The organism is Thermobifida sp. (assembly GCF_017577275.1).
GTDB lineage: Bacteria > Actinomycetota > Actinomycetes > Streptosporangiales > Streptosporangiaceae > Thermobifida > Thermobifida fusca.
Map to the genome: position 1 here is coordinate 168,724 of NZ_PITY01000022.1, position 19,743 is coordinate 188,466.

Here is a 19,743-nt window from a genome sequence, read left to right on the forward strand (position 1 = left end):
GTCACGGGGATCAGCTCAACCGGGGATCGGTGCCGCGCGGGCCCAGCACAGTCTGCTCGCTGTCGACCGTGGGATCCCAGTCGAAGACCACGGGGTTGTCCTCGTCCCCGATGTGCACCTCGGCGCCTGCGGTAGCGCCCGCTTCTGCGAGGGCCTCCTCGATCCCGAGACGGTTGAGCCGGTCCGCGAGATAGCCGACAGCTTCGTCGTTGCTGAAGTCCGTTTGGCGCACCCAGCGGGTGGGCTTGTCGCCGATCACCCGGAAGACGTTGTTGCCGAGCGGGATGACTTGGAAGGGGATTTCGCCGATCTCGCGCGGCCGCAGGATCAGGCGGGTCGGCTCCTCCGGCGGGCGGGCGGCGCGGGCTGCGGCCACCTGCTCGCCGAGCGCATAGGCCAGTTCCTTCAGCCCTTCCCGGGTAGCTGCAGAGACCTGGAGCACCCGGTATCCGCGTTCCACCAGCATGGGTTCGACGAGTTCGGCGAGCTCACGTGCCTCCGGCACGTCGATCTTGTTCAACGCCACGAGCCGCGGCCGGTCGGACAGGTCCACGCCGGTGCGTTCCCCGTAGACGGCCAATTCCCGTTCCACGGCTTCGAGGTCGCTGATGGGGTCCCGTCCCGGTTCGTAGGTGGCGCAGTCCAGGACGTGGAGCAGGGTGGAGCAGCGTTCCACGTGGCGCAGGAACTCCAGTCCCAGTCCTTTGCCTTCGCTCGCGCCAGGAATGAGCCCGGGAACGTCGGCGACCACGTACTGGGTCTGTCCCGCTTCCACGACGCCGAGGTTGGGCACAAGCGTGGTGAACGGGTAGTCGGCGATCTTCGGGCGGGCCGCCGACATCGCCGCGATCAGCGACGACTTGCCCGCGCTGGGAAAACCGACGAGGCCGACATCGGCGATGGTCTTCAGCTCCAGGCGGATGTCGACTTTCTCTCCGGGCTCCCCTTTGAGTGCGAACCCGGGGGCTTTGCGTTTCGGGGAGGCGAGGGCGGCGTTGCCGAGCCCGCCTCGGCCGCCCCGGGCGACGACCAGCCGGGTCCCGTGGCCGACCAGGTCCGCGATCACTTCCCCGTCCAAGGTGGTCACCACGGTGCCGTCGGGGACCGGCAGGACCAGGTCGGCGCCGCTCGCCCCGGAACGGTTGCTTCCCTGCCCGGGAGCACCGTTCTCCGCCTTGCGGTGCGGGCGGCGCTGGTACTCCAACAGGGTTGCGGTGTTGCGGTCGACCTCCAGGATCACGTCCCCACCGTGGCCGCCGTTACCGCCGTCGGGGCCGCCCAGCGGCTTGAACTTCTCCCGGTGGATAGAGACGCAGCCGTGCCCGCCGTCCCCGGCCTTGAGATGCAAGACCGCTTCGTCGACGAAATCGGACATGTCGCTGGCTCCTCGATCCGTCTGGTGGTCGAACGCACGTGAGGCGGGCCAGTGACACTGGCCCGCCTCACGTTTACTACACCGTCTCCCCGGGCCTATTCACTGGCGACGGGGGTCGGGATGACGCTTACGGCTTTGCGGCCCCGCAGGTTTCCGAACTCGACCCTGCCTGCGACCAGAGCAAACAGAGTGTCGTCACCGCCTCGACCGACGTTGTCACCGGGGTGGAAACGGGTACCGCGCTGGCGGACCAGGATCTCGCCAGCCTTGACGTACTGTCCACCGAAGCGCTTGACGCCGAGCCGCTTGGCGTTGGAGTCGCGTCCGTTACGGCTGGACGACGCGCCCTTCTTGTGTGCCATCTCGCGCTCCTCCCGCTACTTCGCGGCGATACCGGTGACCCGGATCTGGGTGTACTTCTGACGGTGTCCCAGACGCCTCTTGTAACCAGTCTTGCTCTTGTACTTCAGGATCTTGATCTTGGGTCCGGTCACTTCACCGAGGACCTCAGCGGTGACCTGGTACTTGTTCAGCTCGGCTGCATCGCTGACAACCTTGCCGTTGTCCACGACAAGCAGCGGCTCGAGGTTGAGCGTGTCACCGGCCTCTTTGGCCACCCTGTCGATGGTCACCACGTCATCGACGGAGACCTTTTCCTGTCGGCCGCCCGCTCGCACGATCGCGTACACCGGGAAACTCACTTCCTGTTCGCTACAGAAAAGAATGCGCTCACAATCGACCGCGGTCATCAACCCGCTCGCCGCCCGCAAGCGGCAGCAGGGATTGAAAGGAGGTCTCAGGCGCGCGAACATGTGGGGCGCGCCGACGCACCGTATTTCAGCCTACCACTCGCTCGCAGGAGGTCTGCACGCTGCAGCGGTCGGAGCCGGGCGGGATGCCCCGCCCGGCTGACGATCATCCGGCTTCAGCCACCGCCGTCTCGGAGACGACCACCCCGGCCCTGCGCCGGATCCGGCGGCGCCGGGGGCGTTCCGCCACTGTCTCGGCTGGCTGTTCAGCAGCCTCCTTCGTCTCCGGGACAGCGTTCGCCTGCGCGGAGGACTCGCTGCCGGACTCCGAGATGGATGGAACCGAATCCTCCTGTTTCTCGGGCGATCCCGCAACATCTTTGGCGGTACGCGTGGCACCGCCGTTAGCCTCGGCCTGCGCTGCAGTCTCGGCGTCTCCGCCGGCCCGCGCCTTGTCCGTGGCCTTGCCCTGGTCTGCCGAGGTTTTCTCCGCGCCGGCGCCGTTCTTATTCGCGCCGTTGTTCTTGTTCTTCTTCTTGCGCCCGCCGGACTTGGACTCGAGCAGATCGGTCTGCAGGATGAGGCCGCGGCCGTTGCAGTGCTCGCAGGTGTGCGAGAAAGCCTCTAGCAACCCTTGGCCGACCCGCTTGCGCGTCATCTGAACCAGGCCCAGCGACGTGACCTCGGCCACCTGGTGCTTGGTGCGGTCCCGGGACAGGCATTCCAGCATGCGGCGTAGCACCAAGTCGCGGTTGCTTTCCAGCACCATGTCGATGAAGTCGATGACGATGATGCCGCCGATGTCCCGCAGTCGGAGCTGGCGCACGATCTCCTCGGCCGCCTCGAGGTTGTTCTTGGTGACCGTCTCCTCAAGGTTCCCGCCCTGGCCGGTGAACTTGCCGGTGTTGACGTCGATGACCGTCATCGCCTCGGTGCGGTCGATGATCAGCGAACCGCCGCTGGGCAGCCACACTTTGCGCTCCAGCGCCTTGGCGATCTGCTCATCGATGCGGTAGGCCTCGAAGATGTCGCGGTCTTCGGTCCAGTGCGACAGACGGTCCGCCAAGTGTGGGGCGACCTGGTTGACGTAGTCGCGGATGGTCTCCCACGCATCGTCGCCGGAGACGACGAGGCTGGAGAAATCTTCGTTGAAAATGTCCCGGACCACGCGGATGGTGAGGTCTGGTTCGCTGCTGAGGAGCGCCGGGGCGGTCGCTGACTTCGCCTTGCGCTTGATGGACTCCCACTGCTGCGACAGGCGGGCGATGTCGCGCTCCAGCTCCTCTTCGCTGGCCCCCTCTGCCGCGGTACGCACGATCACGCCGGCCCCGTTGGGCATGACCTTCTTCAAGATCTGCTTGAGCCGGGCCCGTTCCTTGTCGGGCAGCTTGCGGCTGATGCCCGTCATCGAGCCGTCAGGCACATACACCAAGTAGCGGCCGGGCAGGCTGATCTGGCTGGTCAACCGGGCACCTTTGTGCCCGACCGGGTCTTTGGTGACCTGCACCAGCACAGACTGGCCGGACTTGAGCACCGACTCGATCCTGCGGGGCTGGCCTTCCAGGCCGGTGGCGTCCCAGTTGACTTCGCCCGCGTACAGTACTGCGTTGCGCCCTTTGCCGATGTCGACGAAGGCCGCCTCCATCGACGGCAGCACGTTCTGCACCCGACCCAGGTAGACGTTGCCGACGTACGACTTGTGGTCGGCACGGTCCACGTAGTGCTCGACGAGCACGTTGTCTTCGAGCACGGCGATCTGGGTGCGTTCCCCGATCCGGCGGACGATCAGGTCACGTTTGACGGACTCGCGGCGGGCCAGGAACTCCGACTCGGTGATGATGGTGGGGCGGCGGCGTCCCTGCTCCCGTCCTTCCCGACGGCGCTGCCGCTTGGCTTCCAAACGCGTCGACCCGCGGACCGCCTGCACTTCTTCCTCGATCGGCCGTTCAGCGCGGGCGGGACGAGTGCGGGCCGCCGTACTGGACTGATCATCGGCTTCCGGCTCGGTGGTGACCTCTACCCCGGAACGGCGGCGGCGCCGACGGCGACGCCGGGTACCGGTCGTCGTCGCCTCGGTCTCCTCGGTCGTGTCCGCGGCGGCAGCGGCAGGTGCCTCCCCCGCGCTGCCTTTCTCGGTCTCGTCGGCCGTCGTCTCCGCGTCGTCCGTGGTGTCGCTGGTATCAGCGGCCTCGCCGTCGTCCCCGCTGCGGGACCGGTTGCGCCTCCTCCGCCGCCTGCGGCGGGTGGGGCGCTCCTCCACCGCCAGTTCGATCTCCGCGCTGAGATCCTCGGCCTCGTCCAGCTCCTCCCCCGCGTCCTGCGGGCTGTCCGGCTCTACCGACTCCACGACCGGCGGTTGGAAGACCACCATGGGCGGTTGGAAGGTGACGGCGGCTACCGCGCTAGGGTCAGCAGGACGCGTGTCCTGGGCCGCGGGCGCGAGAGTGTTGCCCGCGGGCGCGGCCTGCGCGGCGCTCTCCCCGCTGCTCCGTTCCGCTCCTGGGGTCGTGTCCTGGCCGGTCGGCTCGGTATCGTCGGTGGTCGCTGTCCTGCTCCGGGTACGGGTGCGCGAGGTACGGGCCGTGGTCTTACGACTCCGCCGTTTCGGCTCCTCCTCTGCCGTGTCCTCGGCGGCTGACTTCGACGGAGCCGGGTCAGTGACCAGCTCGATAGAGGTGGCAGCCACGGTCGTCCGCGCCGTCACCGGGATCGGGTCGGGTTCGGGCGGTGGTCCCGCGGGCCTGCTTGCGGCTCGGCCTCGGCGTACCGGCTGGGCCAGGCGCACCGTACCGGACATGCCGACGACGGTCGAACCGTTCGATCGTGTGCTTGTCTCTATTTCAGTTGTCCCCTCGGTGCTATCCACACCGTTGTTGGGCTCGTTCTCGAGCATCCGGGCGGTCTCCCGTCAAAAGTTCTCGGGCACGGCCCCGCACGAGGTGCCCGGCCGCGGCGCCTGAGAACTATCGCTGTCAATATCCACACCGGCGTCGCCATCACGGCGACGCCGGTCAAAGTCCTTGAACTGCGCTCACGTTCCCCGATCCGGACCGCGCCGCTGCGGATCCGGCGTGTGCGCTGACGACGGTGGCGCCTGGCCTCGCGGCCGCAGCGTCGACGGCGAGCGGGTCCGCGATGGTTCCGGAATCCTCATCAAGCGGCCCCTGCGCCAACCTGGTCATCCTGGCCGGTGCTGGCAAGGCGAGATCGGCGATCTGACGGAGGCCGGTCACCACGTCGTCGGGTCGTACGACAGGAGTGGTATGCCGCACGATCAAGCGAAGTATGGCATATGTCTCTTGTCGTTCCGTTGCGGCGCGCCTAGCGACGTCCAGCAGGAACACGGCCGGGCGTACGTCGAACCGGCGACGCCCTTTCTTGGTGAGTCGCTCCACTTCAACCTGCTCGGCCGCGAGGAACGCGGCAACGGCTGCCTCGGCGTCGTCGGGGCCGACACCGGGAAGTTCGATTCGCCACTCCGATGCTTCCAGACGGTCTGCCCAACCGCTGGTCGCTGCCGGGACCACGTCGAGGATGGCGATACCGTCCGGCATCGCGGCGTTGAGCCGCTCCCGGACACGTTCGGGGTCCATCGGCTCGGCCAGAGTGAGCTCGCAATACTCCGCCTCACTTGCCACTCCCGTGGGAGCCGCACCCGCGTAGGAGATCTTGGGATGAGGCGAGAACCCCGCCGAAAAAGCTACGGGTACCTCGGCCCGGCGCAGTGCACGCTCAAGTACGCGAGCGATATCGCGATGGCTCGCGAATCTCATGCGGTGGCGCTTCGCGTACCGCACACGCAACCGTTGGGCCTGGCTTCCGTTGGAGAGCGAATCGGCGCCCTCAAGTGCGGGGGGCAGCTCTGCTCCTTTCCTCAAATCCTCACACTCCCGCGCGGATCGACCCGATGTGGGTCCGTGGTCCCCCGGGAGAGGTCCGTCTTATTTTCAGCCTACGGGGCGTACCGGCAACTCTGTGCCATTGCCCTCGTTGAAGTACAACTCTTCCCCGTAGGCGTGTTGTTCCGGCACAGTCATTGCTCTTCCCACTGTGACCGGAGTTGAAAAGCGTGGTTTCGACGATGCCGGCTGCGGCGGTGCCGCGGGCCACGCGGAGTTTTTCGGAAAACCCCTGTTCTTTTGCCAACCAACCCCACCGCTGGTACGTCCAATTAGGTGTACGGCCCGGCGCGAGCGGGGTGCCGGGCCGTACTTTCGTCGACCCGGCACTCCCCTCGCCGACTTCTCCCACCTCATACCACGCTCAGCGGAAGCAGTTTGCGTCCCGGAACGCCGTGGGTCTGGATCTGGGTTCCCATGCTCGGGCAGACCCCGCAGTCGTAGCAGGGGCTCCAGCGGCAGTCGTCGACCTCCACCGCTTCCTCGCCGTGCAAGGCGTCCTGCCAGTCCTGCCAGAGCCACTCCCGATCCAGTCCGGCGTCCAGGTGGTCCCAGGGCAGCACCTCATCGGCATCGCGCTCGCGCACCGTGTACCAGTCCAAGTCCACGGGCTCGTCGGCCAGCTCTTCTTCGACGGCCTTCACCCAGCGCTCGTAGGAGAAGTACTCGCTCCACCCGTCGAAACGGCCGCCTTCGCGCCACACCCGCTCCACGACCCGGCACAGCCGGCGATCGCCTCGGGAGAGGAGGCCTTCGATGATGGACGGCCGTCCCTCGTGGTAGCGCAGCCCGATGGACTTGCCGTACTCCCGGTCGGAGCGCAGGGCGTCCCGCAGCTTCCGCAGTCGGCTGTCGACGACCTCGTGGGGGGCCTGACCCGCCCACTGGAAGGGGGTATGCGGTTTCGGGACGAAACCGCCGATGGACACCGTGCAGCGGATGTCACGACGCCCGGTGACCTCACGCCCCGTCTTGATGACCTTGCGGGCGAGGTCGGCGATGGCGAGGACGTCGGCGTCCTCCTCGGTGGGCAGCCCGCACATGAAGTACAGCTTGACCTGGCGCCACCCCGCCGCGTAGGCCGCGGTGACCGTGCGGATCAGGTCCTCTTCGGTGACCATCTTGTTGATGACCCGACGCATCCGCTCGCTGCCGCCCTCGGGTGCGAACGTGAGCCCGGAGCGGCGTCCGTTACGGGTCAGCTCGTTGGCCAAGTCGATATTGAAGGCGTCGACCCGGGTGGAGGGCAGCGAGAGCCCGGTGTGGGTGCCTTCGTAACGGTCCGCGAGGTTCTTGGTGATCTCGCTGATCTGGCTGTGGTCGGCGCTCGACAGGGAGAGCAGGCCGACCTCCTGGAATCCCGAGGAGCGCAGCCCGTGGTCGACCATGGCGGCGATCGCCTTCTCGCTGCGCTCCCGCACCGGGCGGGTGATCATTCCGGCCTGGCAGAACCGGCAGCCGCGCGTGCAGCCACGGAAAATCTCCACGCTGTAGCGCTCGTGGACGGACTCGGCGATCGGAACGATCGGGTTCTTCGGGTAGGGCCAGTCGTCGAGGTTCATGACGGTGTGCTTCTGCACCCGCCACGGGACGCCGGGACGGTTGGGCACGTACTTTTCGATCCGCCCGTCCGGAAGGTAGGTGACGTCGTAGAACTTGGGCACGTACACCCCGCCGGTGGCGGCCAGGCGGGACAGCAGCTCGTCGCGTCCCCCCGGGGACCCTTCCCGGCGGAACTCCCGGATGAGTTCGGTGATCGCGATCGCGATCTCCTCGCCGTCCCCCAGGACCACGGCGTCCAGGAAGTCGGCGATAGGCTCCGGGTTGAACATGGCGTGTCCGCCCGCCAGCACGATCGGGTGCTCGTCGGTGCGGTCCACCGCGTGCAGCGGGATGCCCGCCAAGTCCAGCGCAGTGAGCAGGTTGGTGTAGCCCATCTCGCTGGCGAAGCTGACCCCGAGGACGTCGAAGGCGGCGAGCGGCCGGTGGGAGTCCACGGTGAAGTGCGGGACCCCGTGCTCGCGCATGAGTTTCTCCAGGTCGGGCCAGACCGCGTAGGCGCGTTCGGCGAGTACACCCTCGCGTTCGTTGAGGATCTCGTAGAGGATCTGGACCCCCTGGTTGGGCACGCCAACCTCATAGGCGTCGGGGTACATCAGTGCCCACCGGACTTCTGCGTCGTCCCACTCCTTGACGACGGAGTTCAGCTCACCACCCACGTACTGGATCGGTTTTTGCACGTGGGGCAGCAACGCTTCCAACTGTGGGAAGACGGATTCGACAGTCATCGGGAAAACGGGCCTCACGTTCGCGGTCGTTCGACGACGGCCAGAAGACAGCGCCTGTGCTTGTCAGCATAAGCGCCTTTCCTCGACTCTGGTGAATCGTCGAGTCCTCCTGGTACCCGTTGCGGGCTCAGATGATCAACGCTACCGGACTGTGAACAGCGTTCGGACAGATTTTTCGCCGCCCTGGGCGGCGGGTGGCCGCCGCGTGCCAGAGCTCCAGGATCAGCCCCTCGTGCCCGCCGGTTCCAGGGAACGGCGCTCTTCGTTGTGCGCGTGGACCGCCATGACCAGGCCGAGCGCGGCGAAGTTCGCGACGGCTGCGCTCCCCCCATAGGAGACGAACGGCAGTGGGAGCCCGGTGACCGGGGTGAGGCCCAGCGTCATCCCGATGTTGACGAATACTTGGACACAGAACCAGGCCGCCACCCCGATGCAGACCAAGCGGCCGTGGACCTCGTCACAGCGGGAAGCGACCCGCAGGATACGCAAGAGGACGACTCCGAGCAGGACGATGACCGCGCATCCCCCCGCGAAACCGAGTTCCTCGGCTGCGACACTGAAGACGAAGTCGGTGTGCTGTTCTGGGACGAACTTGCCGCTGGTCTGCCCGCCGTGGAAGAGCCCGGAGCCGCTCAGGCCGCCCGAGCCGACCGCGATGAGCGCCTGGTTGACGTTGTATCCGGCGCCCAGCGGGTCCGCGTGCGGGTCGAGGAAGGCCGTGAACCGCGCTACCTGGTAGTCCTTGAGCAGGCCGAGCTGCCATACCGCGAGACCGGTGAACGCGCCGCAGCCGAGCAGGGCGAGCGGCCAGCGCAGCGGCGCCCCCGAGCAGGCGAGCAGAGCGAGATAGATCGCGGTCAGCACCAGGGCGCTTCCCAGGTCCGGTTGCAACAGGATCAGCCCGATCGGTACCGCTGCGACCCCCAAGCTGATCAACACGTCTGAGGCAGGGGGCCGTGGGGTCCTCGGCCGGGGCCGGCCCAGCACCGCGGCGACGGCCAGGATGAGCGCGATCTTGGCGGTCTCCGCGGGCTGGACGCGCAAGTCGCCGAGTGCGATCCACGAGCGGGACCCGTTGACGGTCTCCCCCAGGGGCCCGAGGACGAGCAGCAGCGCCACGGTGACGGCCACGAAGAGCACCGGAGTGTAGGCGCGGAGTGCCCGCCGGGTGAGCGACGCGAGCGCGAGGCAGAGCGGCAGGGCCAGCAGCAGGTGCCCCAGGTGTCGCCAGGCGTAGACCGTCGGACCGGCATGTCCGGTGGGCGGGAGGGTGGCGGACCACACCAGCAAGGCGCCCACCATGCTGAGCGTGACCGCCGCTCCGAGAAGCACCCCGTCGAGGTGGCGGGGCAGCATCCGGGCGGCGACCTGGCTGACGTGCGGCAGCGGTGCGGGCAGGCGCATGGCCTGCGCGAAGCGGAGCGACATACGGGCCTTCCGGATCATTCGTCGGCCGGACGGGCGGCCGTTCCGTCCCCGAAGACCGAGGAGGTGCGGGCAAGGATCGTCTCGTCATGCGGGTACGACGCGGTCGCTGGCTGGCCCGCGGCTGCAGCGGTGAGGACCGCTCCGTCGGAGTCCTGCTGGCCTACGGCGTCAAGACGCTGTTCGAGGTCGCTGGAGACGGCTTCGCCGCGGTTCGCTCCGGCCAGTGCCCGGTAGTACTCCCCCATGGGCACTTGGAGGTACCACAACCTGCCGATCAGCAGCGCCAGCAAGCACACCACCAGTGCCTGAGCGGCGAGGACCGGTCCGTGCTCGCAGACACCGCGAGACCACCGTTTGACGCTTCTGTTCGACTCCCCCATGGCCTCCTCCCCCCTAGTGGCCACACCGCGCGGTTGCGGTTGGACTGTCTGTGGAGGCGTTATCGCCAGCGGCACCCGGCCGGGCTGGCGTTCCTCTCCCCGCCACGGTTGCGCTCGTGCCGAGGATCGCTGTCCTGGACATCGCGGATCGGCCCGGTAGTCCCGGGTCCGCGCCGCACCGGACAGGAGCGCTGCCCGTCTGCGGGCATGGCACGACCGCGCAGGTCGTCGTGCGCTACCTGCCCCGATCACTCCCAGAGTAACTCTATGAATCTGGTTAGTTACACAAACGCGCCGGTTTGTCGCACCGTGGTGGAAAAAGCACCGCGGCCAGGCGGAATGCTCCGCCTGGCCGCGGTAGGTCTGCGTCGTGCCGTAGCCGGTGGTAAGAGAGTTCTGCCCGGTTCAGGCCAGGTCAGGGAAGAAGAGCTTGATCTCGCGCTCGGCCGAGTAGGTGGAGTCCGAACCGTGGACGATGTTGGCCTGGACGTCGAGACCGTAGTCGCCGCGGATGGTGCCGGGAGCGGCGAGGACCGGGTCGGTGGCGCCCGCCAGGGAGCGGAACGCCTCGATCGCCCGGTTGCCCTCCACCACCATGGCGACCAGCGGGCCGCCGGTGATGAACTCCACCAGCGACGAGAAGAACGGCTTTTCGACGTGCTCCTCGTAATGCGCTTTCGCGGTCTCTTCGTCCAGGGTGCGCAGCTCCATGGCGACGATCTTGAGGCCCTTGCGCTCGATACGGGAGATGACCTCGCCGATGATGTTGCGCCGCACGCCATCGGGCTTGATCAGGACAAGGGTGCGCTCCACGGTGCTTTTCTCCTTGAGACGTCGTTGGCTGTGTACGGTGCTGCCGGTCCAGGAGCACCGCACCGGTGCGGTGCTCTGCCTCCGGTGGTGGGTACCCTATCGGTTCGGCGGCCCCTCCCCGTGCGTGCGGGAGACGACTCCGAGGGCGGTGCTGCTCACGCGCTTTCCGTGTCGTGGACGGCCTGCTGTGCTGCCTCTACCCGCCGTCCCAGGACTACTCCGGCAATCCACAGCCCGACGAAGACAATGCCCAAGGAGATGAGTCCCGGTACGACAAAGCCGCTGAGCAGAAACGCCACCTGGAGTGCGCATGCGGCGTAGAACCCCCAGGTAAAGCGCTGGAGCGCGGCAAGGACCAGGGCGGCGAGCGCCAGACCGCCCCAGACCGCTCCGGCGAAACCGGGGGCGTGGCCGCCGAGTTGGATGGCCACGGGAACGGCCAGTCCCAGCACGATGGCTTCGAAGGCCAGGACAACGGCGCAGACAGTCCGCACGACGGTTACTCCTTCTTCAACAGGTGGATGGCGTCCCCGGCCGTCACCACCGAACCGGTGATCAGCACCCCGCCCCCGCCGAACTCTGCGTCCCGCTCTGCGAGGGCGACAGCCTGGTCGATAGCGTCGTCGAGCCGCAGCGCCGCGTGGACGCGGTCCGGGCCGAAGACTGCCTCCGCGGTCTCCCGAAGCCGGTCTACCGGCAGGGCCCGCGGTGACGAGTTCACGGTCACCACGATCTCATCGAGCAGCGGCTCGAGCGGTTCCAGGATGCCTTCAGCGTCCTTGTCCGCCAGCACCGCTACCACCCCGACCAGCCGGTCGAAGGTGAACGACTCGCGGACCGCTTCGCCGGTGGCGGCCATCCCTGCGGGGTTGTGTGCCGCGTCGACGAGCACGGTAGGGCTGGTCCGCACGATCTCCAATCGTCCCGGGGAGGAGACCGCGGACAGGGCAGTCCGCACCAGCTCCGGATCGAGCCCGTCTTCGCCTTCCTTGGGGGCGGCGAAAGCCTCCACCGCGGCCACCGCCACGGCGGCATTAGTGGCCTGGTGGGCGCCGAACAGCGGCAGGAAGATCCCGTCGTAGGCGGCGCGCAGCCCTTTGACCGCGATCTGCTGGCCGCCGACAGCCAGGTTGCGGTGGACGACACCGAACTCCAGGCCTTCTCGGGCGACTTCGGCTCCCACTGCCGAGGCGTGGCTCAGCAGGGTCTTCGCCACAGGCAGCGTCTGCTGGGCGAGGATGGCGACACTGTTGGGTTTGATGATGCCGGCCTTCTCTTCGGCGATGCCTTCGGGCGTGTCGGCCAGGTAGTCCGTGTGGTCGACGGCGATCGGGGTGACGACGGCGACGTCGGCGTCCACCACATTGGTGGCGTCCCACGTGCCGCCCATGCCCACTTCGACAACGGCGACGTCCACGGGAGCGTCAGCGAAGGCGGCGTACGCCATCACCGTGAGGACTTCGAAGAACGACATGGGCACGTCGTGCTGCTCGTCCACCATCCGCACGTACGGCAGCACGTCGGCATAAAGGTCGGCGAACGCCTGCTCGGAGAGCGGTTCACCGTCGATGACGATCCGTTCGCGCATGCTCGTCAGATGCGGGCTGGTGTAGCGCCCGACCCGCAGCTGCCGCTCCCGAAGCAGGCTGTCGATCATCCGCGCGGTGGAGGTCTTGCCGTTGGTCCCGGTCACATGGATGACCCGATAGTTGTGCTGGGGGTTGCCGAGCAGGTCCATGGCCGCGCGCATGCGATCCAGCGTGGGATGGATGATCGACTCTCCCGCACGCGCAAGGATCTCTTTTTGCGCCTCCTGATACTGCGGATGCACGTGTCCCCTGTTCCCAGCGTTGGTCATTGCGATGTGCGGTTTCAGCCTACCCCGGTGGCGGCCGCGTCCTTTCCCCCGTGGCCAGGCTGCGCTGTTCCTGGCGTGGGGCAAGGCTTTGCGGTTCTTTGTCCTTGACTAGCGCTCGGCCTCCCCCGAGCCGGTCAGTGGTCTCCCCGAGTGTTCATCGAGGAGGGGAGTCCGGATGCGCCGAGTGGAGAGCACTGGTCTGAGGTGGGTGGGTGCTGTGGGGGCGCTGCTCATCGCGGTTGGTGCGGCGGCTGGCTGCGACGGCGACGCTACCCCTGATGAAGGCGGCGGGGACCCGGGTCCCACCGGCAGGCTGGAGCAGCGGGGCAGCCCTGAGGCGTCCCCTTCCCCGGCAAACCCGGAGCGTCGCATCGACCTGCTGCGGGCCCGCGACGCGGCCCTGGAGGAGTTTCCGAACGGGGTGGTCTACGACGTGGAACTGGAAGAGGACAGCCACCGCTGGACCGTGGAAGTGAGCGCGGAGGGCGCCGAGCACGCGCTCGCCGTCGACGCGCGCAGCGGTGACGTCTCCGAACTGGAGGCGGACATGCCCGACGGTCCGGACGCGGACCTTGCCGGGCTGTCCGCGCGCAGCCTGGACACGGCGGTGCGGGTCGCATTGGACGACAGCGGCGGCAGCGAGGCCACCGAGGCTTCACTGGACAAGGAGAACGGCCGCCGGGTGTGGAAGATCGAGGTCGACGACGGCCGGACGGTCGCTGTGGACACGGAGACCGGCGAGGTGGTGGCGACCGATTCCTGACCGGCCGCCCTCCAGGGTCTTCCGCGACTCCAGCGTCAGGCGGTTTTCTCCTCGCGCTCCTTGGGCGGCAGGGCCCGCGGCACGATCGTCGGGTACACGTGCTCCAGCACTGCCTCCCGGGTGATGATCACCCGCGCCACATCTTTTCGGCTCGGCACTTCGTACATCACCGAGAGCAGCACTTCCTCGATGATGGCGCGCAGGCCGCGGGCACCGGTACCGCGCATGATCGCCTGGTCGGCGATGGCTTCCAGCGCGTCCTGCGTGAACTGGAGTTCGACGTTGTCCAGCTCGAACAGCCGCTGGTACTGCTTGACCAAGGCGTTGCGCGGCTCGGTGAGGATCCGGATGAGCGCGTTGCGGTCGAGGTTGTGCACGCTGGTGATCACCGGGAGCCGTCCCACGAACTCCGGGATCATGCCGAACTTGAGCAGGTCTTCCGGCATGACGTCGCGGAACGGGTCGGAGTTCTCCAGCTCCTTCTTGGAGCGCACGACCGCGTTGAATCCCATGCCCTGTCTGCCGGTGCGCGCCTCGATGATCTTCTCCAGTCCGGAGAACGCGCCACCGCAGATGAAGAGCACGTTGGTGGTGTCGATCTGGATGAACTCCTGATGCGGATGCTTGCGCCCGCCTTGCGGGGGAACGCTCGCGGTGGTGCCCTCCAGGATCTTCAGCAGCGCCTGCTGCACTCCCTCCCCGGAGACGTCGCGGGTGATGGAGGGGTTTTCGCTCTTGCGGGCGACCTTGTCGACTTCGTCGATGTAGATGATGCCGGTCTCGGCCTTCTTGACGTCGTAGTCCGCGGCTTGGATGAGTTTGAGCAGGATGTTCTCGACGTCTTCGCCTACGTAGCCGGCTTCGGTCAGGGCAGTGGCGTCGGCGATGGCAAAGGGGACTTTGAGGATCTTGGCCAGGGTCTGGGCGAGAAGGGTCTTTCCGGAACCGGTGGGCCCGAGGAGCAGGATGTTGGATTTGGCGATCTCCACATCGTCGTCTCGGGACCGATCTCCCCCGGACCGTATTCGCTTGTAGTGGTTGTAGACCGCTACCGATAGCGCCTTCTTTGCTTGCTCCTGACCTACGACGTAGGAGTCCAGGAATTCGTAAATCTCCCGAGGCTTGGGAAGATTATCCCATTTCAGCTCGGTCGCATCCGCGAATTCTTCCTCGATGATCTCGTTGCAGAGGTCGATGCATTCATCGCAGATATACACACCGGGACCCGCGATGAGCCTCTTCACCTGCTTTTGGCTCTTGCCGCAGAACGAGCACTTCAGCAGGTCTCCACCGTCGCCGATGCGTGCCACCCAGCCACTCCTTAAAACGTCGGCCGTCCCGTCACACGCCTCCTTCCCGCTCTCCTGGGATCCAGACACTCCGGATTCCCGAGGCGATCCGCGGGAAGGCGGGGCGATCCCGGCTCACCGAACGACCACCAATTCCCAGGATATGCCTTCCAGACGCCGCCATTAACGGGACGGTCTGTAGGTCGTTCCTGTTGAGCCTAAGCGAAGAGACGGACCGACTTCACCGCTCGCCGCGTCCAGTCTGACCGGCTGCGCCGGTCTGCCCGTCGAGAATCCTGTGGCGTCAGGCGATCGACGCGCCACGGATTCCTGTGTTTTCTTACCGGAAGTCGTCTGCTGCCGTCGCAGGCCCCACCACGGTCCGCACGGCCTGGTACGGCTGGCGCTGGGACGTGCCACGAGCGTCCCCTCCATGGCTCGCGTGCACCACGGGCCGCCGCGGCGGTCCGCAGTCGTCCCCCTGCGCCCAAGCGGTGAAGGGCCGGCACCGCCGAGAGCCCTCAGCCGGTTGCGTCCGGCCCTTCAGGCCGCCCTCGTGCGGTCGATCCTACTTCAACGACGCCTTACGGTAAGGCAGCACGTCATCGACGATGCCGTACTCCTTGGCCTCCTCGGCCGTGAGAATCTTGTCCCGCTCGATGTCGCGGGAGATCTCCTCGACGCTGCGGCCAGTGTGCTTCGCGAGGATCGTCTCCAACTGGTGGCGGATCCGCATGATCTCGTTGGCCATGATCTCGACGTCGCTGGCCTGGCCGTGCGTCCCCTCAGTTGCGGGCTGGTGGATCAGAATCCGCGAGTTCGGCAGCGCGGTGCGCTTGCCCTTGGTGCCGCCGGCAAGCAGGACGGCGGCCGCGGAAGCTGCCTGGCCGACGCAGACGGTCTGGATGTCTGGGCGCACGAACTGCATCGTGTCGTAGATCGCCATCAGCGAGGTGAAGGAACCGCCGGGCGAGTTGATGTACAGGGTGATGTCACGGTCGCTGTCGATGTGCTCCAACGTCATCATCTGGGCGATGATGTCGTTGGCCGACGTGTCGTCGATCTGCACCCCCACGAAGATGATGCGCTCTTCGAAGAGCTTGTTGTAGGGGTTCATCTCCTTGACGCCGTACGCCGTGCGCTCGATATAGGAGGGCAGGACGTAGCGGCTCTGCGGAGCCATCGGGGCCATCCCACCCCCGTAGCGGCGGTACGGGTCAAAGTTGAACTCGCTCATTTCCTGGCCTTCCACACTGCGCCGGTCCAAAGGGCTGTTGGAGCGGGGGTCGTTCAGGACCGACCACCCGTGACGTCGGGGGTGTTCGTCAGCACCTCGTCGATGAAGCCGTATTCCAGAGCTTCCTGGGCGGTGAACCACCGGTCTCGGTCGGCGTCCTTCTCGATCTGCTCCACCGGCTGCCCGGTGTGCAGCGAGATACGCTCCAGGAACATCTTCTTCACGTAGAGCAACTGGTCGGCCAAGATGCGGATGTCGGAGGCGGTGCCTCCGATGCCGCCCGACGGCTGGTGCATCATGATCCGGGTGTGCGGGAGCGCGTAGCGCTTACCCCGGGTCCCCGCGCACAGCAGCATCTGCCCCATGGACGCGGCCAGGCCGATGCCGACCGTGCGGACGTCGTTGGGGATGTACTGCATGACGTCGTAGATCGCCATACCCGCCGTGACCGAGCCCCCGGGCGAGTTGATGTACAACGTGATGTCCCGCTCCCGGTCTTCGGCCGACAGCAGCAGCAGCTCCCCGACAATGCGGTTCGCGATCTCGTCGTCGACCTGCTGGCCGAGGAAGACGATCCGCTGCCGCAGCAGTCGCTGCGCTGTCTGCTCGTACATCGGCTGCATGGGAACGTCGGTTCGCATGAACTCATTATGTGTCGGCGGCACTCTCGTCACCTGCTCCGCGAATTCGAAACGGTTGCGACGCTTGCGACACTAACGCCGTTCCTCGACCTGGTCGTGCCAGTTCCCCATTCTGTTCGCTGTCAGCGCAGGTCTCTTCCGTGGCGACCAGGGAGTTTCGCGCCTGGCGAAACGACGCGGGCCCCGCGCCGTCGCGACGCGGGGCCCGGTGACATCGGCAAGCAGCGACCTATTTTTCGGTTTCGCCCTGCTCTGCCGCGGACTCCTCGGTCTCCTCATCCCCGGAGGCGACCGTGATGGTCTCCGTGTGGACCGGGGTCGGAGGCTCGATGGTGTTGCCGGACTCGTCGGTGATCTTGGCCTTGGACACCACCAGGTCGAGTGCCTTGGCCCGCAGCACCTCGACGTAGACCAGCTGGAGCTGGTTGGCCTGCATGAGGCTCTGGAAGAGCTGGTCGGGCGAGATGCCCATGCTCTGGGCCTGCTCGACGACGTACTGGGTCAGCTCTTCGTTGCTCGCGGTCAGGTTCTCCTGGGAGGCGAGCTGGTCGAGAACGAAGCCGGTCTTGACGGCGCGGGTGGCGTTCTCGGTGAGCTCGGCTTCGAACTCCTCCTCGGTCTTCTCCTGGGCCTCGAGGTAGGCCTCCTTGCTCAGACCGCTCTGGGAGAGCTGCCGGTCCAGGAGTTCACGGCGGCGGTCGGCCTCCTGCTTGATCACGCTTTCCGGCAGCGGGATGTCGATGGAGTCGACGAGCTTTTCAAGGACGCGGTCGCGGGCCTGGCGGAGCTGTTGAGCGCGGAGCAGTTCGCCGAGCCGCTCGGCTTCGCTGGCACGCAGCTCTTCGATGGTGTCGAACTCGCTGGCCAGGCGGGCGAACTCGTCGTCGAGCTCGGGGAGCTCCTTGACCTTGACACTGTGCACGGTGACCGTGACGTCGGCTTCGCGGCCCTTGTGCTCCCCGCCCACCAGGGTGGTGGTGAAGGTGGCGGACTCTCCCGCGCTCAGGCCGATGATCGCCTCGTCGAGGCCCTGCAGCAGGGTGCCGGCGCCGATCTCGTAGGAGACCCCGCTGGCCTGCGCGTCCTCCAGCTTCTTGCCGTCGACCGAGGCGGACAGGTCGATCGAGACGTGGTCGCCCTGCTCGGCAGGCCGGTCGACGCCGATGAGGGTGGCGAAGCGCTGCCGCAGCGCCTCGAGGCGCTCGTTGACCTGCTCCTCGGTGACCTCGGCGTCGTCGACGGTGACCTCGATGCCCTCGTAGTCGGTGACCTCGAACTTGGGGCGGACGTCGACTTCGGCGGTGAAGGCCAGCTCCTTGCCGTCCTCCAAGCGGGTGATCTCCACCTCAGGCGGTCCGAGGACGGGGACTTCCTCCTTGCTCACGGCCTCGCTGTAGAGCTCGGGGACCGCGTGGTTGACCGCCTGGGTGAGCACCGCTCCGCGGCCGACGTAGCGGTCGATGAGCTTCGCCGGAGCCTTTCCTGGCCGGAACCCCTTGATCCGGACCTGCTTGGCGAGCGACTTGTAGGTCACGTCGAAGGCATGGTCGAGTTCCTCAAACGGAACCTCGATAGTCAGCTTGACCCGGGTGGGGCTCAGCTCCTCGACAGCGGTCTTCACGGGGCGGTACTCCTAGTTTCCGGCGATGACACCCGCTGGCGGCCTGTTTCTCCGCCGCACCGCGCCACGGCAGTGATCGATGGGCTTCGACCGATACGACCGACGGGTGTCAAGAGATTGCTGTGATGTCCAGCATGCTTCTACGGTCTGCGATCTCGCCCAGTCTAGGACAGGCGAGAGGGAGCGACGGCCCTGTCGGGCAGGAAGCCGCGCGGGCCGTCGGCCGTTCGTCGGGGAGGCGGGATTCGAACCCGCGGCCTCATGCTCCCAAAGCATGCGCGCTAACCAAGCTGCGCCACTCCCCGTGGACTGCACAAGTTCGCGGCCAATGTACAACCCACGCCGCGAAGGCGGTAATCTTGTGTCTGCCGGCTCCACGAGTCTAGAGGAAACTCAGTGGCTGCCGTGCCATGCGGGTGTAGTTCAATGGTAGAACTCCAGCCTTCCAAGCTGGCCGTGCGGGTTCGATTCCCGTCACCCGCTCTGCTGTGAAGGCCAGGCGAGCGTGATGCACGCAGCCTGGCCTTCAGATTTTTCTCGTCCTGACACCGCCGTGCAGGCCTGGACGCCCCTCCGTTCCCGGGCACCCTCCAGGCGGACGGTCCGCACGACTCCAGCGGCCGAACCCGCACAGCACTGCTGTGATTGATCTCACTTTTCTCCGTGATTGTCGGCTGTCTTCCGCCGCCCGCCCCTCCCCTGGGAAGCGGCCCGCACTTCCCCTTTCCCCTGCCGCACTGGGTGACTTGCTGCGGCGCGCAGCGAGCAGGCTGCGCCTGTACTCCGGGGCCGGAGTATCGTCAAAGGTCAGAACCGCACGCCACTACCCGATACGACAGTCCTCGGGTAACCCCGGCCGCACGCGGGTGCGCCCGGGCACTTCGATAGGTGAGAGATGACGGGAACCGATCCGACGCGGGAGGCCGCGCCCTCGCTGACGCTGGACTGGGTCTCCCGGCCGACCAGCGCGGAACGCCCCGCGGTCGTCACCGGGGCTTTCGACATCCTGCACGTGGGGCACGTCCGCTACCTCAAAAGCGTACGTGCCCGGGGCTTCCCCCTCCTCGTAGGGGTGGAATCCGACGAACGGGTCCGGGCCTGGAAAGGACCGGGGCGCCCGATCAACCCCGCAGAGGAGCGGGCCGAAATCCTCGCCGAACTGTCCTGTGTCGACGGGGTGTTCATCATCTCCGGTCCCCCCAGCGTGGTGAGCTGGCGGCACTACGCCGAACTCCTCGCCCCGCTGCGCCCGGCTGCCCTGGCCTACACCGAAGGAGACCCCTACGCCGAGAACAAGAAACGCGGTGCGGCCGCGTTAGGCGCACTCGCTTGGGAGCTGCCGCTGACACTGGGCCGGTCCACCACCGCAACCCTCGGACAGCTCGCCCGGTCCCTGTAGTGC

The 19,743-nt window shown here is 66.9% G+C and carries 17 protein-coding genes and 2 tRNA genes; 3 read left to right on the top strand and 16 right to left on the bottom strand.

Annotated elements, in window-relative coordinates:
• Positions 1 to 10: 10 nt before the first annotated feature.
• The 11 genes from obgE to CW348_RS10755 all read right to left on the bottom strand — a co-directional run bounded on the left by obgE (position 11) and on the right by CW348_RS10755 (position 12,790).
• On the bottom strand, positions 11 to 1,375 hold the full coding sequence (gene obgE / locus CW348_RS10705; RefSeq protein WP_011292603.1) for a GTPase ObgE: 1,365 nt from the start codon (positions 1,373 to 1,375) through the stop codon (positions 11 to 13).
• Between the two features lie 95 nt (positions 1,376 to 1,470).
• Positions 1,471 to 1,737 carry a 50S ribosomal protein L27 gene (rpmA, locus tag CW348_RS10710; RefSeq protein ID WP_011292604.1) on the bottom strand — a complete coding sequence of 89 codons (267 nt, stop codon included), beginning with the start codon at positions 1,735 to 1,737 and terminating at the stop codon, positions 1,471 to 1,473.
• 15 nt (positions 1,738 to 1,752) lie between these two features.
• On the bottom strand, positions 1,753 to 2,064 hold the full coding sequence (gene rplU / locus CW348_RS10715) for a 50S ribosomal protein L21 (RefSeq protein ID WP_011292605.1): 312 nt from the start codon (positions 2,062 to 2,064) through the stop codon (positions 1,753 to 1,755).
• Positions 2,065 to 2,290: 226 nt separating this feature from the next.
• Positions 2,291 to 5,017, bottom strand: a complete 2,727-nt coding sequence (locus CW348_RS10720) for an Rne/Rng family ribonuclease (RefSeq protein ID WP_011292606.1) — start codon at positions 5,015 to 5,017, stop codon at positions 2,291 to 2,293.
• A gap of 118 nt (positions 5,018 to 5,135) precedes the next feature.
• Positions 5,136 to 5,921 carry a TIGR03936 family radical SAM-associated protein gene (locus CW348_RS10725; protein ID WP_227481046.1) on the bottom strand — a complete coding sequence of 262 codons (786 nt, stop codon included), beginning with the start codon at positions 5,919 to 5,921 and terminating at the stop codon, positions 5,136 to 5,138.
• Between the two features lie 455 nt (positions 5,922 to 6,376).
• Positions 6,377 to 8,311 (bottom strand): TIGR03960 family B12-binding radical SAM protein, encoded by a 1,935-nt coding sequence (locus CW348_RS10730; protein WP_016189008.1) that lies wholly within the window; start codon positions 8,309 to 8,311, stop codon positions 6,377 to 6,379.
• A 222-nt stretch (positions 8,312 to 8,533) separates the two neighbouring features.
• Positions 8,534 to 9,739, bottom strand: coding sequence for a rod shape-determining protein RodA (gene rodA / locus CW348_RS10735; RefSeq protein WP_016189009.1), 1,206 nt, complete (start codon positions 9,737 to 9,739; stop codon positions 8,534 to 8,536).
• A gap of 14 nt (positions 9,740 to 9,753) precedes the next feature.
• The gene (locus tag CW348_RS10740; RefSeq protein ID WP_011292610.1) at positions 9,754 to 10,119 is read right to left on the bottom strand and encodes a hypothetical protein; all 366 of its coding nucleotides are present in this window, start codon (positions 10,117 to 10,119) and stop codon (positions 9,754 to 9,756) included.
• Between the two features lie 405 nt (positions 10,120 to 10,524).
• Positions 10,525 to 10,932: a nucleoside-diphosphate kinase gene (gene ndk, locus CW348_RS10745; protein ID WP_011292611.1), complete on the bottom strand. Its 408-nt coding sequence runs from the start codon at positions 10,930 to 10,932 to the stop codon at positions 10,525 to 10,527.
• A gap of 155 nt (positions 10,933 to 11,087) precedes the next feature.
• On the bottom strand, positions 11,088 to 11,426 hold the full coding sequence (locus CW348_RS10750) for a DUF4233 domain-containing protein (protein WP_011292612.1): 339 nt from the start codon (positions 11,424 to 11,426) through the stop codon (positions 11,088 to 11,090).
• Between the two features lie 5 nt (positions 11,427 to 11,431).
• The gene (locus CW348_RS10755) at positions 11,432 to 12,790 is read right to left on the bottom strand and encodes a folylpolyglutamate synthase/dihydrofolate synthase family protein (RefSeq protein ID WP_038043976.1); all 1,359 of its coding nucleotides are present in this window, start codon (positions 12,788 to 12,790) and stop codon (positions 11,432 to 11,434) included.
• A 175-nt stretch (positions 12,791 to 12,965) separates the two neighbouring features.
• Here CW348_RS10755 and CW348_RS10760 point away from each other — a divergent pair, with 175 nt between their 5' ends.
• A complete protein-coding gene (locus CW348_RS10760; RefSeq protein WP_011292614.1) occupies positions 12,966 to 13,553 on the top strand; it encodes a PepSY domain-containing protein in 588 nt (195 codons plus the stop codon).
• 35 nt (positions 13,554 to 13,588) lie between these two features.
• Here CW348_RS10760 and clpX read toward each other — a convergent pair whose 3' ends face one another.
• The 5 genes from clpX to CW348_RS10785 all read right to left on the bottom strand — a co-directional run bounded on the left by clpX (position 13,589) and on the right by CW348_RS10785 (position 18,646).
• The gene (clpX, locus tag CW348_RS10765) at positions 13,589 to 14,863 is read right to left on the bottom strand and encodes an ATP-dependent Clp protease ATP-binding subunit ClpX (protein ID WP_016189011.1); all 1,275 of its coding nucleotides are present in this window, start codon (positions 14,861 to 14,863) and stop codon (positions 13,589 to 13,591) included.
• Positions 14,864 to 15,410: 547 nt separating this feature from the next.
• Positions 15,411 to 16,079, bottom strand: a complete 669-nt coding sequence (locus CW348_RS10770; protein ID WP_011292616.1) for an ATP-dependent Clp protease proteolytic subunit — start codon at positions 16,077 to 16,079, stop codon at positions 15,411 to 15,413.
• A gap of 53 nt (positions 16,080 to 16,132) precedes the next feature.
• Positions 16,133 to 16,720 carry a ClpP family protease gene (locus CW348_RS10775; protein WP_016189012.1) on the bottom strand — a complete coding sequence of 196 codons (588 nt, stop codon included), beginning with the start codon at positions 16,718 to 16,720 and terminating at the stop codon, positions 16,133 to 16,135.
• Between the two features lie 229 nt (positions 16,721 to 16,949).
• The gene (tig, locus tag CW348_RS10780; RefSeq protein WP_016189013.1) at positions 16,950 to 18,341 is read right to left on the bottom strand and encodes a trigger factor; all 1,392 of its coding nucleotides are present in this window, start codon (positions 18,339 to 18,341) and stop codon (positions 16,950 to 16,952) included.
• 230 nt (positions 18,342 to 18,571) lie between these two features.
• A tRNA-Pro gene (locus tag CW348_RS10785) sits at positions 18,572 to 18,646 on the bottom strand.
• A gap of 107 nt (positions 18,647 to 18,753) precedes the next feature.
• On the opposite strand from CW348_RS10785, the gene CW348_RS10790 reads away from it, so the two are divergent.
• Positions 18,754 to 18,824 (top strand) — tRNA-Gly (locus CW348_RS10790).
• Positions 18,825 to 19,236: 412 nt separating this feature from the next.
• Positions 19,237 to 19,740 carry an adenylyltransferase/cytidyltransferase family protein gene (locus tag CW348_RS10795; protein ID WP_011292619.1) on the top strand — a complete coding sequence of 168 codons (504 nt, stop codon included), beginning with the start codon at positions 19,237 to 19,239 and terminating at the stop codon, positions 19,738 to 19,740.
• The last annotated feature ends 3 nt before the right edge of the window (positions 19,741 to 19,743 follow it).

What these genes read in the sequence shown, in the direction of transcription:
- obgE (WP_011292603.1), bottom strand. Translation starts at nt 1,375, where the DNA reads ATGTCCGATTTCGTCGACGAAGCGGTCTTGCATCTCAAGGCCGGGGAC.
- rpmA (WP_011292604.1), bottom strand. Translation starts at nt 1,737, where the DNA reads ATGGCACACAAGAAGGGCGCGTCGTCCAGCCGTAACGGACGCGACTCC.
- CW348_RS10720 (WP_011292606.1), bottom strand. Translation starts at nt 5,017, where the DNA reads ATGCTCGAGAACGAGCCCAACAACGGTGTGGATAGCACCGAGGGGACA.
- CW348_RS10730 (WP_016189008.1), bottom strand. Translation starts at nt 8,311, where the DNA reads ATGACTGTCGAATCCGTCTTCCCACAGTTGGAAGCGTTGCTGCCCCAC.
- rodA (WP_016189009.1), bottom strand. Translation starts at nt 9,739, where the DNA reads ATGTCGCTCCGCTTCGCGCAGGCCATGCGCCTGCCCGCACCGCTGCCG.
- CW348_RS10740 (WP_011292610.1), bottom strand. Translation starts at nt 10,119, where the DNA reads ATGGGGGAGTCGAACAGAAGCGTCAAACGGTGGTCTCGCGGTGTCTGC.
- CW348_RS10755 (WP_038043976.1), bottom strand. Translation starts at nt 12,790, where the DNA reads ATGACCAACGCTGGGAACAGGGGACACGTGCATCCGCAGTATCAGGAG.
- CW348_RS10760 (WP_011292614.1), top strand. Translation starts at nt 12,966, where the DNA reads ATGCGCCGAGTGGAGAGCACTGGTCTGAGGTGGGTGGGTGCTGTGGGG.
- CW348_RS10770 (WP_011292616.1), bottom strand. Translation starts at nt 16,079, where the DNA reads ATGAGCGAGTTCAACTTTGACCCGTACCGCCGCTACGGGGGTGGGATG.
- CW348_RS10775 (WP_016189012.1), bottom strand. Translation starts at nt 16,720, where the DNA reads ATGCGAACCGACGTTCCCATGCAGCCGATGTACGAGCAGACAGCGCAG.
- CW348_RS10795 (WP_011292619.1), top strand. Translation starts at nt 19,237, where the DNA reads ATGACGGGAACCGATCCGACGCGGGAGGCCGCGCCCTCGCTGACGCTG.